Here is a 23,953-nt window from a genome sequence, read left to right on the forward strand (position 1 = left end):
CTTCAAAATCTTGATGATCTGTGTTTCGCTAAACTTACTTTTTTTCATTACCCTAAATTATAAAACTACATTAATAATCGTAGCTGTTTTAAGGGAAGATTACAGTATAATCCACAACCCCTGGAAATGTAAACGGACGATAATTGGTTTCCGACCCGTTATCACTAATTTCAACAGTACTATTTCTAGCAACCGGCGATAATTCCAGATCGGTAAGAATTGCATTTAATGGAACTGTATTTGAAACAGTAATAGTAATACTCACATTGTTATTATAATTTGGAAAAACACGGCGTAACGGTGCTATGCCCTCCATAACTTCAGGGAAACTAATGGAGTATAAGTCAGCTTTTGTGTACTTATAATCAAGTACTCTTACAACCGAATAAACAGCTGTTTTTCCACTTTGCGCCTTTACCGTAAAATCTACCCTATCTTCGGTAAAATCCACATAATCTAAATTACCGGGACTTACTGTTGTCCATGGAGACAAGGCAATAGAAGGCTTAAGGTTTGTGAGGATAGCATCTGACGGGAGATGAACGGTGATTACCTTGTTTGTCTGATCTATTACCCCTTCATGTTTCGTAAATATATTGTTAAGATTATTGTGATAAGGCTCAAAACTAAATGCTGTGATAGCTCTTAAGTTCGATTTAGGATAGTCGTCGATATCTTTTGTACAGCTACCCGATAAAATCAGACCTGCAAAACAAAATGAAAGAAAGATGATTCTCATAATTTATTCAGATTTAAGATTTATAATTTGGTCAAAAATGGATTAAAACCTTTGAGTAAACTTGCTCATTTAAGCAAAAAAGCTGCTCTTTTATGTAAAAAAGAGCACATTGGACTTGTTTAAAGAACTTATCCTACCATTATTTTTTCTACAGCGACCTGATTATCCGCATATACTACCTTCACCAGGTAAAGGCCTTTCATCAAGTCTCCTAAAAAAAATGTAACATCACCCTGTCCCGGTTTTAATTTGACAGAACGAAGCTCTTTACCTTCTAAAGTTAGAAGCGATAAAGACTGGGCATCGTAAACATAAACATGTAGATAGTCTTTAACAGGATTAGGACTCATTGTTATTTTTTTAGTCGATTTCATACCAATCGACATTACATCGCTATAGGCAATTTCCCCGCTTTTACCTACCTGTTTCAAACGATAATAAAGTATCCCTATAATGGAAGAATTCAGGTTATCAATAAAATAATAGTTATGTTGCTCTGGGGTATTAAAAGCTTTAACCTCTCCAACAGCAATAAAATCTTTACCATTGGTACTACATTCTATTACATAACCAGAGGTGTTATTTTCGTTTACTGTTATCCAATTATGCTTTACATTTCCATTTTCTAAACGAACCTGATAGTTTAACAATTCTAAGGGTAGGGTCGTATTACTGACCAATATAATATCTTCGGACATACCCATTCTGTCAGCAGTATTTATACGAATATCTGTATCGCTACCATTTACCAATATGCTTACCCTACCTGATTCTGAAACGACGTGATAGTTTCCCTTTATTTTTAATCTTATCTCGGATTGTTTCCATGTAGGGTCAGAAGCCGATAGGTACACTGTATCCTGTGTTCTCTGCAACATGACTGATGCTGGATGATCACTTTTTACAATATCTATCTCGCCCGATTCCCAAAAATTCACACCTATTACATTTAATTTTCGCTCTAAAACTGCCTGTATTTTATCTGTATTACTTAAGATCTGAATATCCGGATTTACTGAATAGTCAGATGTTCCCTGTTTCGTTTCACCCGGAAGAAGTACGTAGGCATATTTGCCTGATGAAGGACTAACACCATGATTTATATACAACTGAGTAAAACCATTATTATCACGATATGCATTTACTGCTGTCTGTTCTGGAAAATAGTAACCAGATGTCCCCTCAAGATATATCCATGATGGATTGTCCAATGTTCCTGTCCAGCCTTTTGTTGCTGGCTTGGAAACATTATCTACAATTAGTGCCTGTAAACTCTGTCTGTTCTCTATAATTGTTTCTACATTTCTTGCTTCTGTAAGTTTTATCCCGGCTCCCAAGGCTACAATCTCATTATCAAACATGAACCATGATTTTTTTGCTTCCAGGGAACTAACCTCTCCAACCAAATGCATACCTGCTGTGCCATAAAGCTTACGAAGGCTCACCCCTCCAGCCCAGTCTTTTGCATTTGTAGGTATCCCGAAAAGACCATAATTATTTACTGTTGCTTGTCTCTCTATAACATCAACCGTTGTACCAGGTAAGCGCTTGGTATCTACATTAGAAAAATAATTGACGTATTGGCTACGGTCACTGTTATACAAATAAGTCATCCCGTCTCCCAAATACCAACCTTTGGTATTTTCATTATTTATTGATTCAAATTTACCTATACGGGATGAAGACATCGATATTCCAAAACGAAATCCTGGTCGATGATGAATAATACGGTCACCTGCTGTTAATACAAGGTTAAATGAAGAAGAGGTTGCATTATTCAGAGAAGCATCATTTAATAATTCATCCAACCGGGGTTTATCTATAACAGGATCAATTCCATTATAAATATCAGTATAGTAACTATTATGTGTAAACATACGTTTACATACTTCTCGAATTTCTTTCTTATCATTGGCATTATCTAAAATTGCTGTCGTTTCTGCAATATCTAAGGCTACACGGCGGGCGAGTTCAAATGGATTTTTGGTAACCCCTCTTCCCATAAACATCCTCATCATTTCACCATCATAAAATGCCGGAAAATAGGCTTTTTTGATCCAGGTTAACAAACTTGCTTTTATTTCTCCGGACAATCCGATTCCTGTTCCTTCTAAAACCGCTATCATTAAGGAAGATGTCCCAATTATTTCTGACCCGTAAGTTCCTATATATGGCAAAGCAATATGTTGGATAAAAGTTCCGTCTTCATATAATCCTTCTTTATCCAAAACAGAATAATTGTGATAATCTCCCTGATCTTTCCACAATTTCTCAAAGGCTATTTGGGCAGATTTTCTTTGAATTAGTGTTGTATTATCTACAAAAGCCCTTACCAGGTTATCCAAAGCAAGACGTATATCCTGCATATTGTTAGACAATACCCCACAATAAAACAGACTTTTACATATAGACGCCTGATTGGCATAAGTTAGATTACCACTAACTGTAAAATTACGTACATGAGCGGTAACAGCGACAGTATAATTTTGTTTTACTGCACTCGGCAGTTCGTCATACAATATCGAGATAATTCTGGCATAGTTATCGGGAATTCCTATACGCCATTCCCAAAAATTACCTATACGCTGAGTATTCTGGTTAAATGCATAACTATGCATAAAGTTTAATCCCATGATGATATCTGACAACAACTGCTGATTTTTATACAACGATGAAGATTTGTACGCATAAGCCTGAGCCATAATCAATAACCGCCAATAGGATCCGTTCACATGTTTAGGTGCTGTTGCTGCATTATCTTTCAATCCATTATAATTGCTCCACAAATAGCTGACAGGAGATTTCTCCATATTATTCCAATAAGTATTAGCATTAGTGGCTATACTGTTTATCTTCGCTTTTACTTTAACATCATTTACATCATAATCTGCTCCCAGCACAATTTTATCGTGGAAATTCTTTCTCATTAAATTGAACAATGCTTCCTCTTCTATTGTATTGATACTTTTCACGGACAATTCACCTCTGGCACTTGAATAAAGAACCGATGATAGCAGCAATACCAACGTAACTATTATCTGGATATATACAGTTCTTTTTTGAACATTTTTGAACACATTATTCATAAATTCTTTTTAAATTTTGTCTTTGCCTTTCTTGAAAAATCCCGGCTAACATTTAACAAGTTTTTGATAAAAAACACACAAAGATCAGGAAACTCCATTCCCTAAACTTATGTGTGTTTCTTTTATTATTTTGAAGCTAATAGGTTTATTCAATTACAATTTTCTCAGCAATAACCTTATTCTCTATATCAGTTACTTTTACAAGATAAAGTCCCTTCACCAGATTACCAAAATGAACAAGTTCACCATCTTGATCCGGATTCAACTTTGTTGAAAAAACTTCAACTCCGTTTACAGATATTATAGAAAGTGATTTCGCTCCAGGTACAAAAACACGTAGATAATCTTTAGCAGGATTAGGCGAAATAACTATTTTATTACCTAAGCCTACTTTAACTGGTACTACCTTACTATAATTACTTTTATCATCAATATCTACCTGTTTTAAACGGTAATATAGCGTTGATATTGAAAGTAAATCAGCAGATAATTGATCTGTAAAATAATAATCATGCTGCCCTGCTGTATTTTTAGAATCAACCCTGCCCACCGCTGTAAAATCTATACCATTGATACTGCGTTCTATCATAAAATGAGAAGTATTTACTTCGCTTGCTGTTGTCCAATGATTTTTTATCGAAGTATTTTCTAATCTGGCATCATAACCTATTAAAGTAAGCGGTAGAGGCAACTCTTGTCCGTACGCACTTATTGCAATTCTAGTTATAGATGGATATTCACCACTTTTATATTCTAATTTTAATCTTTGAGGCCCTTGTTTATCAAGTACAAAATCAACTACCTGTATGCCATTTCCTGCTGGAATAGCAAAATATTTTAAATCTCCCCACGTATTGGTACTTGTATTGTAAGAATACAATAAAACATTTCTTTCTGTAGCGCCTGAGCCTAACCATCCTTCAATTCTAATTTTACCTACACCATCTTTTAAGGTCGGAAAATAAATAGTAGCTGCTCTTGTATTATTTTTACCATCAATATCGGGATTGCTGTTATAAAGTACACTGATAGATTTACTTTCTCCCGGAGGAGTTCTTTTACTAAAGGTATAGCGAACCAAACCTAAACAATCATATTGTCTCAGGTTATTATCTACAATTGGATTAGGAAAATCATCTGTACTTACAGTGGCTTGCGTAAAATTAACGTTAACTGATGTAAATGGTAGTCCTGAATAAATGCCATCAGCAGCATAATCTGTTGTTTGGGCAAGCACATTTAATGAAGTAAATAAAACAAATGATAATAGTAATGTTTTCATTTTCATAATCAATAATTTAAGGTTATTACTTTGTGAATTGGTTTAAACAAAACTATATTCTTAGTTTTTAGATTTTATGCTCTAATTGGCAAATTGTTTGCTCACGACAGGAAAACCAAAACCGTTGAGAATGATTTTGTTTTTTGAACAGGGTAATTAATGAGAAGTACCATTTCTATTCTAAAAAAACAGAATATTCCTTTTAGCTCTTTATTCTATCTTGATATTATTTTGGAATAAAAACAGAGGTTAATCTAGAGTACATTCAAATGTTTTTTTTCCCTTGACACAAATTAGAGACTTAAAATTATCTCTATAAAATAACATTGTATATTATCTACAGATATATTAATCAGCTGTCTTTGTAGTTTTCTGATAAAAGTATATATGTCTCCCCTCAAATATATCTTCCTTGATCTAAAGGGTAATCAACATACAGTATTAAAAGGTATTAATCTACTTTTACAACAGGAGTGCAAATGTTTACTGTCGAATAAAACTTTCAAAAGCCAGTTTAGGGCTGTAGGTAATATCAATTTCCCCTGTTTAGACTGTTTAGATAACTAAATTAGTTGCTTAGTCCAGAGCTTTTGAAACTGATTCAAATTTTTCACATCCTATCCAAAACATGTCCAAAAACAGAAAAAGCCACTGATAATCAGTGGCTTTTAGTCGGGGTGGCAGGATTCGAACCTACGACCTCCACATCCCAAATGTGGCGCGATACCGGGCTACGCTACACCCCGATTAGGTATCACCTTTTTACTTTAAAGGACTAATCCCTTTTGAGTGGCACAAAGGTAAAATTTAGAAATACACTCTGCAACTATTTTTTAATATTTATTTCAAAAAACAGTTAACCAACTAGCTATCAGCATTATTTTTTTTAGTAGCAAAGGGCATTAAAAGTAAATAAGCACCTTTTTTATCCTTGAATAGGATATAAAGATGCTTATTCTTATCAGCTAAACAAGGGAAAAACTAGTCTTTTTTAGCCGCTGTCTTTTTTGCTGCCGGTTTCTTGGTCGTTTTAGCCTTTTTTTCAGTAGACTCTTCTTTAACAGACTCTTCTACTAATTCTACCTTTGTTTCTTCTGCTTGAGTTTCTGTAGCAGGTTCTTCTTCATCAAACAATGGTAGTTCTTTTATAATAGAAAACCAATTGACAATTTTTTTGATATCGGATGTATATACTCTTTCTTGGTCATGATCCGGAACCACATCCGCAAAAAAAGCTCTCAATACCTTGGCGTCTTCTTTAGAAGAAGGAATTGTTTTTGAATAAACCTTCATCGCTTCAAAAATATCCTTTAACCTTCTGTCTTCATCATCACAGTAAATGGTGATATCTTCCAAAGAAGCTAGTTTAGAAGTAGATAAGTTAACTACTAACTTAAGTTTTTGCGCATCAAGTCCTTCTAAAATAAAACCAGACTTATTTTGTCCTACTAATTTGAACAAACCTGGCTTTCCCGAAACGGCTACTAGTCCCGTAATATTCATAAATCTTAAATATTAATCTTCAATAATTTCAATAGTAATGATCTTATCTCCTTGTCTGATATCATCTACCACATCTACGTTTTCTATAACTTTACCAAAGCAGGTATGGTTACGGTCTAAATGTGCTGTATTGTTACGACTGTGACAAATGAAAAACTGAGACCCTCCTGTATTTCTACCTGCATGTGCCATAGACAACACTCCTCTATCATGATATTGATTTTCTCCTGTCAATTCACAATCGATATTGTAACCTGGACCACCTGTACCTGCTCTAAATGAAGTTGCCTCATTTTTCGAAAACGGACATCCTCCCTGAACAACGAAATCAGGAATTACTCTGTGGAATGTTATACCATCATAAAACCCTTCTTTAGCTAATTTAATAAAGTTAGCTACCGTGTTTGGCGCATCATTGTCATAGAAAGATACTGTCATATCTCCCTTTTCAGTCTTAATTATTGCTTTACTCATCTCTTTCAATTTTTAAGGATGCTAAAATAACAAAATTTTTCAGGCCATATTAGCGTTTTGATTCAATATCCTTATTTTTAGACTGATGAAAAAGTTATTTCTATTCGTAATACTGTGTTTTTTGGCTTCTAAAGGCTTTACAAGCTCTTTATTGATACCTATGGACGATCAGCAAAAGAATCATCTTAAAGCTTATGGTTTAGCTTATTGGACTTTAAAAAAGAATCTGGAAATTACCTGGCTACTTAATTATAGAGGAGGAAGTTTTTTATCTCCTTACCACCCGGAGATTGAGAAAGAACTAAAAATAAGGGGTATTAGCTATGATGTGATTGCTGATGCTAGAGCCTCTGCTATATTAACAGAAATTGCTAACCCGGAAGCTAATATGGAAATGGTTAAACTGGAAAAGGCTCCTAAAGTAGCCGTATATTCTCCTAAAAGCAAACTTCCCTGGGATGATGCTGTAACTCTTGTGCTAACTTATGCTGAAATACCTTATGATGTGGTTTACGATGAGGAGATTCTTGATGGAAAGCTTAGCAATTATGACTGGCTGCATTTACATCATGAAGATTTCACAGGGCAATACGGGAAATTCTGGGCTAATTTTGCCAGTGCTGCCTGGTACAAACAAGATGTACAACAGCAGGAAGAAAGGGCTAAAAAATTGGGCTTTAAAAAGGTTTCTCAGATGAAGCTGGCTGTAGCAAATACGATTAAGAATTTCTGTATTGGGGGCGGTTTTTTATTTGCGATGTGTTCCGGAACTGACACTTTTGATATTGCACTTTCGGCTGAAGGTGTTGATATATGTGAATATATGTTTGATGGAGACCCTGCAGATCCTCATGCTCAAAGTAAACTCGATTTTTCTAAAACATTTGCCTTTCAGAATTTTAAACTGGAAACTAATCCGGCGATATATGAATTTTCTAATATAGATGCCACAGATTTCAGAAAGGTAGAACGTACCAGAGACTTCTTTACCTTGTTTGATTTTTCTGCTAAATGGGATATCATTCCCACTATACTTACACAAAACCATGAAAAAGTAATTAAAGGTTTTATGGGACAAACTACTGCTTTTAGAAAAGAGGTTATCAAACCAGAGGTTACTGTAATGGGAGAATTAAAATCAGCTAATGAGGCTCGTTATATACATGGAGAGGTAGGAAAAGGTCAATGGACTTTCTATGGCGGACATGACCCAGAAGACTATCAGCATTTGGTTGGCGACCCACCTACTGATTTAAATTTATTTCCTAATTCTCCGGGCTACAGGCTCATATTGAATAATATTTTATTTCCTGCTGCCAAGAAGAAGAAACAGAAAACTTAACTTTTTATTTCTTCTCCGTATGCTTTATAATTGATAGTCTTTTTTATGAATGACTTTATGATGTATTTATTTCCAGTTCAAATCTCCACCGGAAATAATATAAAAGAAAAATATTATAGCTCCATAAAGAAGGAAAGCTAAAATGATACAACCAAAGATACCGGTAGCAATAATTACAAAAAACCTGGTTATTCCTGAATATTTGTTAGCTTTTTCTAAATTTTTATGCTTATTTTCTCGAATAGTTATTAAAGAAAACAGCAAAGCAAGAAGACTAAAAACATTCCAGGGAAAGCCAAATAGAACAAGAATTAAGGAGTGAATAAACCAGGTTTCTGCTGATTTCCGCCAATATCTTTCATACTGTCTGTTTCCTACTTCTACACTCATATTTCCACGTTTGATTGTGCTTTAAATATAATTGTTTTTGGTGTAGGATTTATAAAATAGAGGATAATAGACTGAAACAACTCTGTTTTAAAAATTTGTATACACAACTGAAATAAGTATAAAATATTACCCAAGTTAATGTTTAAAGAGATATTTTTTTTTGATTGCCCTGCAATAACATTTATATTTTTATACTTACAAGGCCGAAACAAATTAATTCAGGAAGTATTATTCGATAAAAACAGGGCTGTATCATAAATAAAAAATTTGTCATCATTTCGATACTTCGACCAGCTCGTTAAGCAATCTCATCTCTAAATACTCTCGAAAGAGATTCTTTACGAAAGCATTCGGTCCCGGAATGACCACTAACTCCTGATACAGCCCTATAGTTTTTCATTAAGCGGCTTAAGTAATTGCCGCCCGTTTTCTATCAATTCATTTGAAATATAATAGGAATCACATAAGAGACTCTCACTTTTCTTCCATTCATTACACCAGCTTTCCACAATGGTGATTTTTTGATTACTCTAATGGCTTCTTCATCACATCCGCCACCTATCCCTTTAATTACCTTTATATCGGTAACCGAACCATCTTTTTCTACTACAAAAGATACGGTTACTCTTCCCTGTATACCTTCTTCTTTTGCAACAGCCGGATAGTTTAGATTTTTCCTCAGGAATTTTGCCCAGGCATCCATACCTCCAGGAAATGCAGGCATCTCTTCTACTACAGCCATATTATACGTAGCATTATCACTCCCCTCTCCTTTACCTCCTGAATTTGCTGTAGTCGAATTTATAACTCCAGGAGTTAAATTGCCAGACTCTGGTTTTGTTCCTGCTATATTTTCAGGACCTATAATATGAGTTTGCAGAGTAGCTACATCAGGAGCATCAATCCCTTTGATATCTTCTACAGGACGCATTTCCTGATATTTAACCTGTGCAACATTCACTTGAGTTACTGTATTCTCTGATAAATCTTTGGCGGGATGATCCTGTGCAACTATTAAAGGTTTCTCCTTTTGATTGAAATCTTCCAGTTTTACCACTCGCTTATCATCATATTGTCGATCAGGCAAGGAAGTTGGAATCACGGAGACTTCTTTGTCTCGATTTAGATAATAAACAGTAGAGCCTATAAACAGACTAAATACCCCAAAAGAAATCAGCAGGGCTTTAAACAGATAACTATCCGCATCTCTTCTTATCACAAACGCTCCATAGGATTTATTTCTGTCCTGGAAAACTAGGTCGAGCCACTCTCCCCCGTTTAAATTGAATTTAGAGAATAACATATCGAAAAGAATTTGATTAACATTAATTTAAGAAGAATAAGTCTAAATAAAAAACATTTTCTCATTTTTTAACGACACAAAAAAAGAGGGCTCTAAATAGATTCCCTCTTCTCTAATTAAATAAGTGGTGGTATAAATTTAAAGATAACTGTAAGATTCATCTGCTAATGTACATGGCTATTACAAAACCAGCAGATTTATCCTTTTATTTTTATCTTTCTACTGTACTACGGATTCGTGTTTTTTAATTCTATTATTTCGAACTATCCCTTCCAAATAATAATAATCAGCATAATTAATTGGCACATCTATTTCACTATTTTTTGGCCAATGTCCGGTACTATGGTCCAGTATAAATCCTTTATTGGTTCCCTCAGCAGATTTATATTTAGTAGCCATAGCATGTGTCATTTCTCTGGCTTTTTTAAGATAATCTTCTTTTTTGCTATATGTACTTAGTTCATATAAAGCTGATGATATTACCGCAGCAGCAGACACATCTCTGGGTTCATTCGGAATCTTTGGTGCATCAAAATCCCAGTAAGGAATTAAATCTTTGGGCATATTCTTATTGTTGAATATAAATTTTGCTACATTTTCTGCTTGTGCCAGATAGGCTGGATTTTTGGTATAACGATAGCACATAGTATATCCATAGATAGCCCAACCTTGCCCTCTAGCCCATGCAGAATCATCTGAATATCCCTGATGGGTATTTCTTTTCTCTACCGCACCGGTTTTTGGATTGTAACCAATCACATGCCAGGTACTGTAATCTGGTCTAAAATGATTTTTCATTGTAGTATTGGCGTGAGTTACCGCAATATTGTAATAGGTAGAGTCGCCGGTAAGACGGGTTGCTTCAAACAACAATTCTAAATTCAACATGTTATCTATAATTACCGGAAAATCCCATTTATCACTGTTATGGTCCCATGAACGAATAGCGCCAACTTTAGGATTAAAACGTGTGATCAATGTTTTTGCTGATTGTATAATAACTTCTTTATAATCTTGTCTACCTGTTAAACGATAGCCATTACCAAAGCTACAATAGATTTTAAATCCCATATCATGGGTATTACCATTGTATTTTTCTTTTTCGATTTTAGCTGTAAACTTTTCTGCCTCTGCTTTTCTTTTTTCGTCTTTGGTTAGCTCATAAAGGTACCAAAGGTTACCGGGAAAGAAACCGCTTGTCCAATCTTTGGAAGGGACTAAAACCAATTGCCCATGCTCTACCGTCCTTGGAGATACTAAAACACCTTTCTTATTATCCACTTTAGGAATTTCCTGCAATAATAAGTCTGTCTGAAATTGTGCCTGCTTTACTATTTTTTGTGTTTGGATAGACGTGGAACAAGACGTTAATACCACACCAGTCAGCAACGTAAGCGTTATTTTATTATTTATAATCATCTTCTTATTTTTTCTACAACCAAATTAAAGGATATTTTATGGGCATATTACGCACTACTTCTTCTACTGTGAGTTGATGTTTTAGCTTTGCCCATGTGGCTAACCAATCTTTTTTATTATAAGCCTCTGCTCCAAATAATAAAAAAGGATGTGCTACAGGCCATTCATCCCAATACATTACATCCGGTTTTAAAGGCCATGTTGCTTTGTCTTTTATATAGGGATAAATAAAACTGATTCCATTTTCTATAGACAGCCCTTTGCTTGTTTTATAAGTCCACAAATTATCATTTTTACTCGACAAAATTTGAACTAAAGCTGTCATGGCGTCCATATTAAACAAGGAGTAACCATAAGGTTTGGTACGACGCATTTCTTGTGGAAAGCTTCCGTCTTCTGCCATTTGATTGGGTAACAACACTTCTTTATATCGTTTTGAAGAGAATGCGGTTAACTCTTTATTGCCTGTTAATTTTGAAAAAGAAGCTATTTGCATTACAAAACAGGTTCCATGGTTATTGGTGGCATTCATTTCTGCATTGCCATAAGGATGCGTCATTAACCAATCCAAATAGGATGCAAACCACTTTTTAATATCTGCAACTAATTGAGGATTTAATTGTGCCGACAGAATATATACACTTTGCGCCACTTCTATTAAATGAATAGTATCTATGATACCAATTCCTCTTCCTGTAAACCTTCCTTTTATAGCTTGTGCATATAGTAAATTAGGATTCATTTTAGTTTCCTTAGCTACGAACCAGGCTTTCAGATGTATCTCCATTTTGTTGAGATACTGTTTATCTCCTGTTATTTTGTATGCTGATGCCAAAACTCCAACTATTCTGCTAAACCTGATCATTGCCAGACGGTGAGCTACAAAATTATCCGGATTGGTCATTCCATCTTTCTGAATATATGGACCATCTGGATTCTCTGGGTCTGGCCACCAGTAATCTCCTTCGGAGTAAAAATCATGCTTTCCCCCTGCACTTCGTTTGCTATGTTCTGCAGTAACCGTAACAGGTTCTTGTTGCATAGCCCAGGCCGCTTCCTTTAAAACATCTGATTTTAATACTTTTACAGCTTCTTTATAGAACTTACCCTGTGCACCTACTTTTACAGAAAAAAGCAATATGGTAAAAACCAGTATATATGATATCTTGAAATAATTTTTCATCAGTTACAATTTATAATTCTATAAACACTGTAGATATTCCTTCTGATTTTGCAGAAACCACGCTTTTTCCTGTATTTTTTATTACTCGTATAATAGCTCTTCCATTATACATTTGCAGGTAGTTAGAACCGGTTGATGTTCCCTGATTATCAATCAATTTGCCATCTCCTACTAATTCAAAACTCACGTAGTTTGCTGCTTCCAGGCATTGTACTCCTTTATCATCAAACAACTTAACTTCTAGTGTTGCTATACCATTTTCATCGGCTATCTTATGAATTTCCATTTTTGCTGGTTTACCCCATTTTGCTGTTTGATATTGTTGCACAATCTCATCTGTTAATATTGTTTTTCCTTTTTTGGCAACCACTTTTATCGTATTATTACCTTCTTGATAAACAACATTCCATCTTAACCCTGCCGCAGGGAAATTCTGACTATCTCTTTTCTTTACGCCCATGCTCTTACCATTAAAAAACAGTTCTGCCTCGTCGCAATTAGAGTATACTTTAACTACCTTTTTTTCTCCCGCGTCGCCCCATCTAACTGGCCAGTTATGTCCAGATATACGCAACATTGGGGTTGTTATCCAATAGGATTGAAACACATAATAAGCTTCTTTTTTAGTAAAATCACGTTCTACAACTCCTTTTTGATTCATGTATGGAACAGGATTTTCTGGTCTTACCGGAGTCGAAAAATCTTTAAATGGCCAATAAGCAGCTCCTGTTAACCATGGCATATTTTCCTGCTCTTTCAGGTGCCAGTCTATTAGATTACAGATATAACTTTCGCTCCAATCGCCATCTTTAGAAAAACGGGCATCGCCGCCATAAAAAGTAGCATCACCAGCTCTTTCATCAGCTTCACCTCCTATTTTTAACCTGTTTATTATTTTCTCTGGTTCTTCGGCATTTCTTCTGGCATGGCTATCTCCACCCCATTCCACATGCAGAAAATGGTTTACTCTTTCCATTTCCTTTTTTGAAACGTCTTTATACTCCTGATAAATACCTCTGTACCATCCTGCCCAAATAGAAGGCGAATAAACATCTACAATATCTTTACAAAAATCGCATCTTCTGATGGCCGTTTTTCTGGTATTGTCTAATTGATGACTTAAATTATTCAGTTCTTTCATGAAAGTTCTGATAGCTTCTTTATCAAAGGTTGTAAAGTCTCCTGGCCAATCATTTTCGTTACCTAATCCCCAAATAATTACTGATGGATGGTTATAGTGCTGCTCTATCATGTTTTTCAGCATTCTTCTAGCCTGTTTTTTATAGACTTCGCCACCTAATCCGCCACGGCACCATGGAATTTCTTCCCACACCAATATACCTAATCTATCACATTCTTCCAGTACAATTCTAGATTGCTGATAATGGCCTAACCTGATGAAATTTACGCCCATATCTTTCATCATCTGTATTTCGGTTTTGATCATTTCTTCAGTCATTGCTGCCGCTACACCCGCATGATCTTCATGTCTGTGTGTACCTCTCAATAATAAACGTTTACCGTTTAACAGAAATGGTCCGTTTTTAACGAATTCAAAATGCCTGAAACCTACTTTTTCTATATGTTTATAGCTTTGTCCATTAGCTTTAACTTCCAGTTCTACAGTATATAATTGTGGTTTTTCTGGTGACCAAAGCTGTGGTTTATTTAATTTGGCAGTCCACAAAAGCTCATCAGTTTCTTTAAGTTCGGTTTGTTTTTTGGCATTAAAAACTACTTTCCCTTGCGAATCTTTTACCTGTACGTTTACATCGGCACTGGTTAACTTTCCCGGATTGTAAAAACGCCCTGTAATTTTTAGATTACCTTGTTTACCCTGGGCATCTACTTCGGCTAAGGCAAAAAGTTTGTCTACTGAAACTTCTGGTGTATAAACCAAATTAAGATAACGATATAACCCACCATATACATTAAAATCTGATAAATCAGATGGAATCATTTCCAAATCTCTTGAGTTATCGCACCTTATAGAAATAGGTATAGCACCTTTAAACTGAGTATTGAATACTTTTTCTTGTTTAAATTTATTTACAGCATCAGTAATATCAACGGTGAATTCATCGTAACCACCAACATGTTCTCCTACTTTGGTATTATATACATACACCGACGTTTTTTGCCCAGCGCCTTCAAAGTTCAGCAAGATTCTGCCTTTAGGATATGGATTGTCTAATTTAAGGTTTGTTCTGTACCAACCTGGGCCTTCGTAGTAGTTTACTTTTGGATCTACAGCATCCATTTCATTAAAACAATGTGGCAACACTACTTTTGACCATAAGGGTACGCTTTCTGAGGATCCTGGCTTTGATTCTCTAACAGCTTCCCAAACACCTCCCAAATCTCCTTTCAGGTATTCCCAATTTTGGGTTAGTCTTTTGGTTTGCTGGGCTGTTGCTATTTTTACAGTCAGTAAAAATGCAGCCAATAATACTAATCTGGCTCTTAACAAATAAATCTTAAAAGGGCTTTTCATGTAATGTAAATTAATTAGGATTATAACAAAGACAAACCTAATTTAATGCTTCTGTTTTAAAGGGTATTTTTTTAACAAAAATGGGTAAATATCTTAAAAATCACCCGGACAGATGTGCTTAAAACCCGTCTTTAGTCAATATAGTGAGTAAATAATGAGGATACCTTCTATAAATATATAACCATATTTTAGAACATATTAATCTGAGATTCAATTATTATTCCGTGGTTTACATAGTTCTAAATGAGGTTATTTAGCCGTTCCTCTTTGCAAAGAAGCTACCGAATTAGGTAATTTCTCTTCTATGATTTATTAATCTTAAATTACTCCTTTTATCCTCTATTTACTCTCCTTTCTGTATTGGACAAATACAAAAATCAGGAGTGTCATCATGAGTCCGCAAAGCAATAAAAAAACCAACCATCAACAACATAACAATAAAACTTAGCTTACTCAACATATTATAATTACTTTTAGGCTTCGATTGAACATAGATATGAAAAAAATCTTACTTTTTCTTTTAATGGCATTTTATGCTATTTCAACCTATTCACAAGCTACTATTTTTGTGCAAACTCCCATCACCTCAACGGCGATTTCTGATCTTAGAGCCCCTAATGGCACTACGGCGCATACCACTTTTAGGGCAGCGTTTATCATTCCGGCAAGTGAACTTAACGGCCTCATTAATTCAAGCACTATCCTCAAAAGAATGGGTTTTGTTTATACTTCTGGTGTGAACTCAGCAGCAGGTGGTAACCTTAAAATCTATTTACAAAACACTAGTGACGCAACTTATTCAAAATCGACGACTTGGACAGCTGCTATTACAGACATGGCACAAGTTTATGATGGCAATTATAGCCTCCCTGTAACAACAACTACAGCAACTACCGATATTCCGCTAAGTACTAGCTTTACCTATACAGGAGGTGGTTTATACGTTGCCTATGATTACCTTGGAACTCAGTTTGCGACGACTGCCGCGGTGTATAGATCTGATAATTCTATACCAGGATCTCTTTTCAATGGGCAAAGTAACACTACCAGCCCTCCCGCTATCTTTACCGCCAGCAGTGCTTTTAGACCTTCCCTTTTATTTGGCTTTGATAACCCCTATCAAAATGACCTTACAGTTAGCGCACTGGATATTTACGGTACCATCAGCAAGTTTACTCCCAATACAGTTACCGCTACCGTTCAAAATAAAGGTTCCCAAAATGCCAGTAATGTTCAGGTAAGCCTCAATATCACAGGAGCCAATAGTACCAGCCAAACTTTTACGATACCTAGTTTAAACGCTGGCGCAAGCACCCAGGTAGTTTTTAATACGGTTAACACCAATGTTGGTGCACAAACTGTGGGCGTAAGTGTGCCAAACGACCAAAACAACACCAATAATTCCCTACAGAGAACACAAACAGCAGGTTGTGGGGACCTGGCATTCTATAATACTACGGATGCGCCTTATGATGGCATTGGTTTCAATACTGGTTCAGTGCTACTAGCCGTAAAGTACCTATCGCCAGCTGTTAGTGTTAACGTTAGCGCCGTTGAAGTACATATTGCTCCTGCGACGACCAGTGTGGATAAGCAGGTAGGCGGCGTTCTTTTAGATGAAAATGGAGTGATATTAGCAGAATCTGAATTAAAGACCATTACCAATGCCATGCTCAACAGTAAAGTAGTTTTTAATTTTACAAGCCCGATTAATATTCCTGCTAATACCAATTATTATGTGGCGCTAAAACAAACCGCAGGCACACCTGGCTATTTTCCGGTGGGCACCTTTAGTCCTGCTAATATTCCAGCTGGCCGTGTATATTCTTTTGCTATCACCGGCGGCACACCAACAGAATATACCAATTTAGGAACTTTAATGATAGGCAGTAAATTAAGCCCCTCAGCAACAATTACTAGTTCCACTACAGGCGTAATCAACTCGGGCACCAGTGTAACTTTCACTGCCAGCCCTAATTTTAGCCAATATATCTTTAAAGTAAATGGAGGTACCGTTCAAACAGGTGCGGGTAATAGCTATACCTATACGCCTGTAAATAATGATGTGATAAGTGTAGAAGCTTCCTTAAATGGCTGCAACGCTCCTGCAGCTAACATTACCATGCAGGTCGATCATAGCCTACCCATCCGTTCATATAGTTTTACGGCTCAAAAAGAGCAACAAGCGGTGAAGATAAATTGGCAAACATTAACGGAAACGAACAATAAGGAGTTTATCGTGGGCCGTTCAACTGATGGCGTCAATTATACCGAAATTGCAAAAGTACCAGGTGCTGTTAATAGCCTTAGCCATAAATATTATCAGGTGTTAGATGCAACTCCTTATCCCGGCGTTAACTATTATAAATTGGAACAATTAGACCTCGACGGACAACGAAATGAAGTTGGTATAAAAATTTTATATTTTAAACTTGATGATCGATTTAGTCTTTATCCAAACCCTGTAAAAGACATCCTTAACATCAATTTAACTAACAATACTTTTAATCAATTACAACTGGTTAGTATCAATGGAAATGTATTATATGAAGCTTCCCTAAGTCCCCAAAACCAAATCCACCAAATTAACATGAAAAACTACTCATCAGGAATTTATATTATTTACCTGAAAGGAGATCAAGAAGTAATCCAACATAAGGTGATTAAAGATTAAATAGTAGTGGGTAAGAGAAAACTTACCCACTACTATTTATTTGGGATATACAATTACTTTATTATTTAAATCTAAAACAGCAAGTAGCTATACTTTCTATTAAAAGCATTAAACTAGTTAAATATATTATATTCCAACCTCATCAATATATTCTGAAGGAGTTTTTCCGAACTGTTTTTTAAATTCTTTAGAAAAATATTTAGGATCTGTAAAACCAACAATATAAGCTACCTCAGAAATTGTACCCGCTTTCTGATCCAGTAACTGAACGGCTCTTTTTAGACGAAAAGACTTGATAAAGTTATTCACCGTCAATCCAGTTACGGCTTTAATTTTTTTATAAAAAACAGGGGTACTCATTCCTATCTCATAGGCAAATTCATTGACACCAAAATCAGGATTATTGATATTTTCTTCCAATACTTTCAATACTTTCTCTATAAAGTGTCCATCCGGGTGTTCTATTACTGGAGTATTAGGTTCTAAACTTAATTTTTGGGTAAATTTTTCGCGCAGGCTATGTTGAAGATTTATCAGGTTAGCCAGACTATACAACAGTTTATCTATGGTAAATGGTTTTGCCATATACAAATCGGCCCCGGTTTTTAACCCTTCCAGCTCATCTGCTTCTCCTGACCTGGCAGTTAACAAAATCACTGGGATATGATTGGTCCTATCATCAGATTTAATTGTCCTGCAAAAATCAATACCATTCATTACAGGCATCATCACATCTGAAATAATAATATCAGGTATAATATCCAAAGCCAGTTCCAATCCCTGCGCTCCATTTTCTGCTGTCCTGACCTGATATTTGTTTTTCAGAGTACTTATTATAAAATCTCTTACTTCTCTATTATCTTCTACTACCAGAATATATGGCAAATGTTTCCCAACTGGTATTTCTGCTTTTGTATTTTCTGTACCTTGCGGTATTTCTATTTCCAAATTCGGTTGAGTTACAGCTATATATTCTTCCGTTTTAACAACCTGGAAATCTGCAAAATGTGTACTTCCCTTTTTAAGAGATAATTTAAACACTGTTAATGTAGTACTATCTTCTACTTCTAAATCTCCATCATGCAACCTGACAATACTTTTGGATAAAGCCAGACCTATTCCTGTCCCCGCATTGCGCTGTTCTGATTCTTCCTGATAAAAGTCTGCAAAAATCTTGGCTCTATTTTCTGGAGCAATTCCTTTTCCGCTATCCTTTATACGGATATATAGCTTTTCATTATCTTCTGCTATAGAAATTATAATTTTCCCTTCGTAAGGGACAAATTTAAAAGCATTAGATAACAGGTTATAAATCACCTTCTCCATCTGGCTTCTATCTATAAAAACTATGATTTCGGCTTTTGGAGATTCAAAGATATAATCCAATGCTTTTTCAGAAGCTTCGTAACTATATGCCTGATAAATTTGGTGTACAAACTCTACAATGTTTACCGGCTGAACTCTTAAATCCATTTTACCGGCTTCTACTTTACTGAAATCCAATAATTCATTAATCAATTTTGTCAAACGTTTAACATGTTTATGGATTCCCAAAAGCTGGTAGTTGAGATAATTATTCTCTTGATTTTCGGTTATTAATTTTTGTAAAGGTCCAGATATCAGCGTTAAAGGCGTTCTTATTTCATGCGATACATTTCTAAAAAAGGCTATTTTAAGTTGGTGGATTTCATGTTCTTTATGCAATAGCTGTCTTATGATAAAGTATCTTATGGAAACAAACGCGATAGCAAACAAAACTGCTATATAAATCAGATACGCCCACCAGCTTTTCCAAAAAGGGGGATATATCTTAATTTTCAGTACGTTCTCGTTACTCCATACACCATCATTGTTAGCTCCTTTAAATAATAGAGTATAATCACCATCCGAAAGGTTATTGAATGATATAGTTGGTTTTTCCAGATAATTCCATTGTTTATCTATTCCATCGAGTTTATAAGCATATTTATTTTTTGAGGAGGTAATATAATCCAGTACAGCGAAATCGACACTAAACACCTTTTCGTTGTAAGGGATTCCTATTTTTTTCACAAAACCTATAGACTCGTTTAAAATATTGGTTGCATCATTAACCAAAACCTCTCTATCTCCGGATAATTTCAGTTTGGTAAGCACCACTTTAGGTTTCTCCATGTTCTTCCGGATAAGTTGAGGCCAAAAACTTATCATTCCATTATAACCTCCAAAGAAGAGCTCTCCTTTACTATCTTTGAAAAACGAGTTATGATTAAATACGTTTCCGGGAAAACCGTCTTCTTTATTATATATTGCAAAGCCTCCTGGCGTTAACTTAGCTATCCCTTTAGCAGTACTTACCCAAATATTTTGCTGATCGTCTTCTAATATGCCTACAATATTATTGGTAGGCAACCCCTGATTTTCTGTATATAATCTGGCTACATTTTCTTGTTTTTTAAACAAGATAAGTCCCGTACCGGTTGCTATCCAATAACGTCCCTGGCTATCTTGTAGCATAGAATTTACACCTAAAAACCACGCCGGGTTTTCTTTTAATGTGATGTTAACGAAATGCGTTTGCTGTGGTTCTTTAAAAAACAGACCATCGTCCATAGCAACCCAAATTGTCCCTGTATTATCTTCATATAAATAATTGACAAATTTTGAGGTAATACTACGAATGGGAATAAATGTATTGTTTAATTTATCGAACTGAAAAAGCCCTCGGTTTCTGCTCCCCAGCCAAATCCTATTTTCTCTATCTGCCAGCAATGCGGTTAACCTATTGGTATTTAAGGCACTACTTTTGTTGTAATTTTTAAAGCTACCTGTTCTTGGATTATAGATATCCAATCCACCTTCAAAAGCAGCTATCCACAGTTCTCCATTTTTATCCAGTACCAAAGATTTGATTAAGTTGGAACTTAAAGAATTTGGTGCTCCTGGTTTATTTTTGAGTGCTTCAAATTTACCTGTTTGCCTGTTGTAATAATTAACACCATCTCCTTCTGTACCAATCCAAAGATTATGCTTGTCATCTTCTACAATGGCACTCACGACATTGCCGCTTAACGAGTTTTTATAGGAGAAATGCTGATAGGAACTAAAAGGAACTCTATATGCTGGAATTACATTGACTCCACCATAATACGTTCCCACCCACATGGTCCCTATTTTGTCTTCATATATATCATAAACCGAGTTTTGCCCCAAAGTAAAGGAATCTTCCGGTTCATTCACAAATCTATTTTCTACCTTGTTATCAATCGGGTTATAAACTGTGATACCGTTTAAAGTTCCTATCCATAATTTTCCTTTACGATCTATCTTTAACTTTCTGACATCGTCATTATTGAGGATATTACTATTAGAGGTATTGAAGCGTGTAAACTTTCCCGTTCTTTTATCCAGACGGTTTAATCCTTTATATCTTAAACCTATCCAGATATTTTTATGTTTATCTTCTGTAATAGAACTAACATCATTTCCTGCTAGACTGTTAATATTGTCCTTTTCATAAGCAAAATTTTTAAAGGTATAGCTTTTGCTGGCAGTTTGCAGCATTTTGCTTAAACCGGCATTGGTACCAACCCAATAAGCTTGATCTTCGTCCTGATAAATTGCTTTTATAAAAGCACTGGGTAGCCCTTGTGTTTTATCTGTTGCGGAATAAAAGCGTTGAAAGCTTTCATCAGCAGACATCTTATTGAGGCCTTTTTCTGTTCCTACCCAAATATTCCCCTGCTTATCCTGATAAAGACACCGAATAACATTATTGGATAAAGACTTGGGGTCTTTAGGGTTATTCAGAAATCTTTTAAAAGTATTATTTTGGGCAATATATTTATTGAGGCCATGCTGTGTTCCTACCCAAAGGGTACCTTCCTTATCTACCAGCAAAGCGTTTATATTTACATTACTGCTTAAAGAAGTGGTATCTTTAGGCTTGTTTTTATAAACTTCTATACGTCTTGCATCGTATCGGTTTAATCCATCTTTGGTACCAAACCACATAAACCCTGTACTATCTCTGGCTATGGAAAAAACAGCACTTTGAGAGAGCCCTTGCTCTACCGTAATATGTTGAAACTTATTATTGTTTTGTGCATTTAAAGGCAATATATATACTGTAATAAGCAACAATAATATAAATGGTCTCTGTAGTAAGAATGGTTTAAAACAAACAGGCATTCAACTTCCTTTTAAATAGGGTTAAGTTTTCTAGTTATTTTATTGGTGGCAATAATAGTGGTACTAGGTGTAAAGTTAGGCAATGTATCCATCATTACCTAAAAAGCTTACCCAGCTGTTAACTGGATATGGGATTTTCTAAGGATGTATAATTCCCCAACCTTGCTGTTGTAAAATAATGAGCTCTCCATTTGCACTTGGAGTATAGCTGATAAATGGCATCAGCTCTTTCTTTTGGACATTTCTCTCTTTCAAAGTATTTTCACACATCACCAATAAAACACCTTGTTTTTGTAAGGAAAGCAATTTGTCTTTATATAAATTACTATTGGTTTGCTTAAATACTTCTACACCACCGCTATGTACTACTAATTCTATAGAAACTTTTCCTTTTAAACGTGGATCATTTAATGCATTTCCAATATTTTTTAAGGTGCCTTCTATTTTTTTCTGTTCTCCTGAATTTAATTGATAAACTACATTGTAATGTTTTTCTGTAGCTTTTGCGCCTGCATAAATAGGAGTCTTATTTTCTTGTGCATGTAAATTTGGAGCAGTTAAAAAACTAAAGGTTATAAGAGCAATGGTATATTTAGTCATAATAATAAAGGTATAAAACTTGTATAGACTCACCGTAATACATCCAGAAAAAGGAGTTGTTTTTTATACAGTGAGCTACTGCACTAATATAAAAATTATTTTTTGTCCTTATTTCACCTATTTCAATTATCTACCGGGGCTTTCAGCTTTTTGATTACCCACCAGAAACCAACTGATGTTAATAAAGTAATTCCGCCTATAAGTATCCATAAGGTATTAAATCCATAATCATTAGCTACTCTTGTACCTAATAATGGAGACAAAACATGAGCAGCAGAAAAAGACAGCGCATTTAATCCCATGTAAGCTCCTTGTCTGTTTTCTGGAGCTCTGCGCATGGTAATAGTAGCCATAAAAGGCATGGCCAATATTTCTGATATACATAGCAGAAATATTGAAGTATATAATAACAAAAATTTACCCGGCAATACTAACATACTATAGGAAATACCGCAGATAAGGGTACCCAATATAATAATTGCAGATGCTGTAAGTTTTCTTTCTGCCAAATGCACCAGTAACATTTCCAGACTAAAAACGACCAAACCACTAAAGGCAAGAATAAGTCCTATATCCCATTCGCTTAAATGATGTACTTCCCGGTAAAAAAGCGGAAGTGTATTTAAGAGTTGAAAAAAACAAACACTATACAAACAGCACAGTATACTAAAGAGTAAAAAGCGGGAATCTTTCCATGGCGATATTCCTTTATTTTTATCTTTAATTTTCTGGTGTGAGGCTAGTTTTCTTGGTGCTTTGTCTTTAAAAAATAAATAAAACATAATTCCTGCCAAACCACAGGATATGGCATTACCGTAAAACAACCAATGATAAGAAAATGCTGCCAGAAAGCCCCCTAATGCCGGACCTATGGAGAACCCGAGGTTCATAGCCATACGATTTAGAGAAAAAGCCTTGGTTATGTTCTCTGGTTTCGTATAAGAAGCTATAGAAACTGAATTTGCGGGTCTAAAGGTTTCTGACACTAAACTTTGCACAAATACACCTACGGCTAAGGTAACTGGTGTGGTTAGCAAGGGTAACACACAATACACAGGTACACATAACAATAAACAGAAAAACTGTATATAAAATTGTCCTACTTTATCTGTTAACCAGCCCCCCAACCATGAACCACAAACCGCCCCTACTCCAAAACAGCTTAATACAACCCCTGTTTGATTTAAAGTAAAATGCAACGATTGAGTCATGTAAACTCCTAAAAAAGGAATTACCATAGCCCCGCTTCTGTTAATCAGCATAATAAATGCTAGCATCCACGCTGATTTGGACA

At 35.4% G+C, this 23,953-nt stretch carries 15 protein-coding genes and 1 tRNA gene; 2 read left to right on the top strand and 14 right to left on the bottom strand.

Features of this window, described 5'->3' with window-relative positions; translation table 11 throughout:
* Nucleotides 1-88: 88 nt before the first annotated feature.
* The 6 genes from ACFSAH_RS16070 to ACFSAH_RS16095 all read right to left on the bottom strand — a co-directional run bounded on the left by ACFSAH_RS16070 (nucleotide 89) and on the right by ACFSAH_RS16095 (nucleotide 7,084).
* Complete coding sequence (locus tag ACFSAH_RS16070; protein ID WP_379663760.1) at nucleotides 89-739, bottom strand: hypothetical protein; 651 nt, start codon at nucleotides 737-739, stop codon at nucleotides 89-91.
* Between the two features lie 128 nt (nucleotides 740-867).
* Nucleotides 868-3,825 (bottom strand): polysaccharide lyase family 8 super-sandwich domain-containing protein, encoded by a 2,958-nt coding sequence (locus tag ACFSAH_RS16075; protein ID WP_379663761.1) that lies wholly within the window; start codon nucleotides 3,823-3,825, stop codon nucleotides 868-870.
* 145 nt (nucleotides 3,826-3,970) lie between these two features.
* Entirely contained in the window at nucleotides 3,971-5,107 is a 1,137-nt protein-coding gene (locus ACFSAH_RS16080) for a T9SS type A sorting domain-containing protein (protein ID WP_379663762.1), read from the bottom strand.
* Nucleotides 5,108-5,779: 672 nt separating this feature from the next.
* Nucleotides 5,780-5,853, bottom strand: a tRNA-Pro gene (locus ACFSAH_RS16085).
* A gap of 235 nt (nucleotides 5,854-6,088) precedes the next feature.
* Nucleotides 6,089-6,610 carry a DUF5606 family protein gene (locus tag ACFSAH_RS16090; protein ID WP_379663763.1) on the bottom strand — a complete coding sequence of 174 codons (522 nt, stop codon included), beginning with the start codon at nucleotides 6,608-6,610 and terminating at the stop codon, nucleotides 6,089-6,091.
* A 12-nt stretch (nucleotides 6,611-6,622) separates the two neighbouring features.
* Nucleotides 6,623-7,084: a peptidylprolyl isomerase gene (locus ACFSAH_RS16095; protein ID WP_379663764.1), complete on the bottom strand. Its 462-nt coding sequence runs from the start codon at nucleotides 7,082-7,084 to the stop codon at nucleotides 6,623-6,625.
* Between the two features lie 160 nt (nucleotides 7,085-7,244).
* Here ACFSAH_RS16095 and ACFSAH_RS16100 point away from each other — a divergent pair, with 160 nt between their 5' ends.
* The gene (locus ACFSAH_RS16100) at nucleotides 7,245-8,426 is read left to right on the top strand and encodes an asparagine synthetase B (RefSeq protein WP_379663837.1); all 1,182 of its coding nucleotides are present in this window, start codon (nucleotides 7,245-7,247) and stop codon (nucleotides 8,424-8,426) included.
* A gap of 66 nt (nucleotides 8,427-8,492) precedes the next feature.
* Here ACFSAH_RS16100 and ACFSAH_RS16105 read toward each other — a convergent pair whose 3' ends face one another.
* The 5 genes from ACFSAH_RS16105 to ACFSAH_RS16125 all read right to left on the bottom strand — a co-directional run bounded on the left by ACFSAH_RS16105 (nucleotide 8,493) and on the right by ACFSAH_RS16125 (nucleotide 15,215).
* Nucleotides 8,493-8,816 carry a hypothetical protein gene (locus ACFSAH_RS16105; RefSeq protein WP_379663765.1) on the bottom strand — a complete coding sequence of 108 codons (324 nt, stop codon included), beginning with the start codon at nucleotides 8,814-8,816 and terminating at the stop codon, nucleotides 8,493-8,495.
* 433 nt (nucleotides 8,817-9,249) lie between these two features.
* Nucleotides 9,250-10,119 (bottom strand): energy transducer TonB, encoded by an 870-nt coding sequence (locus ACFSAH_RS16110; protein WP_379663766.1) that lies wholly within the window; start codon nucleotides 10,117-10,119, stop codon nucleotides 9,250-9,252.
* 219 nt (nucleotides 10,120-10,338) lie between these two features.
* On the bottom strand, nucleotides 10,339-11,538 hold the full coding sequence (locus ACFSAH_RS16115; protein ID WP_379663767.1) for a glycoside hydrolase family 88 protein: 1,200 nt from the start codon (nucleotides 11,536-11,538) through the stop codon (nucleotides 10,339-10,341).
* A 13-nt stretch (nucleotides 11,539-11,551) separates the two neighbouring features.
* Nucleotides 11,552-12,721 carry an alginate lyase family protein gene (locus ACFSAH_RS16120; RefSeq protein ID WP_379663768.1) on the bottom strand — a complete coding sequence of 390 codons (1,170 nt, stop codon included), beginning with the start codon at nucleotides 12,719-12,721 and terminating at the stop codon, nucleotides 11,552-11,554.
* A 10-nt stretch (nucleotides 12,722-12,731) separates the two neighbouring features.
* Entirely contained in the window at nucleotides 12,732-15,215 is a 2,484-nt protein-coding gene (locus tag ACFSAH_RS16125) for a glycoside hydrolase family 2 TIM barrel-domain containing protein (RefSeq protein ID WP_379663769.1), read from the bottom strand.
* 496 nt (nucleotides 15,216-15,711) lie between these two features.
* On the opposite strand from ACFSAH_RS16125, the gene ACFSAH_RS16130 reads away from it, so the two are divergent.
* The gene (locus tag ACFSAH_RS16130) at nucleotides 15,712-17,889 is read left to right on the top strand and encodes a T9SS type A sorting domain-containing protein (protein ID WP_379663770.1); all 2,178 of its coding nucleotides are present in this window, start codon (nucleotides 15,712-15,714) and stop codon (nucleotides 17,887-17,889) included.
* Nucleotides 17,890-18,015: 126 nt separating this feature from the next.
* Here ACFSAH_RS16130 and ACFSAH_RS16135 read toward each other — a convergent pair whose 3' ends face one another.
* From ACFSAH_RS16135 to ACFSAH_RS16145, 3 genes are all read right to left on the bottom strand, one after another.
* Entirely contained in the window at nucleotides 18,016-22,059 is a 4,044-nt protein-coding gene (locus ACFSAH_RS16135; RefSeq protein WP_379663771.1) for a hybrid sensor histidine kinase/response regulator transcription factor, read from the bottom strand.
* Nucleotides 22,060-22,197: 138 nt separating this feature from the next.
* Nucleotides 22,198-22,659 carry a DsrE family protein gene (locus tag ACFSAH_RS16140; protein WP_379663772.1) on the bottom strand — a complete coding sequence of 154 codons (462 nt, stop codon included), beginning with the start codon at nucleotides 22,657-22,659 and terminating at the stop codon, nucleotides 22,198-22,200.
* A gap of 122 nt (nucleotides 22,660-22,781) precedes the next feature.
* Nucleotides 22,782-23,936: an MFS transporter gene (locus tag ACFSAH_RS16145; RefSeq protein WP_379663773.1), complete on the bottom strand. Its 1,155-nt coding sequence runs from the start codon at nucleotides 23,934-23,936 to the stop codon at nucleotides 22,782-22,784.
* Between the last annotated feature and the right edge of the window lie 17 nt (nucleotides 23,937-23,953).

Source organism: Pseudopedobacter beijingensis, from assembly GCF_042678145.1.
Lineage (GTDB): Bacteria > Bacteroidota > Bacteroidia > Sphingobacteriales > Sphingobacteriaceae > Pseudopedobacter > Pseudopedobacter beijingensis.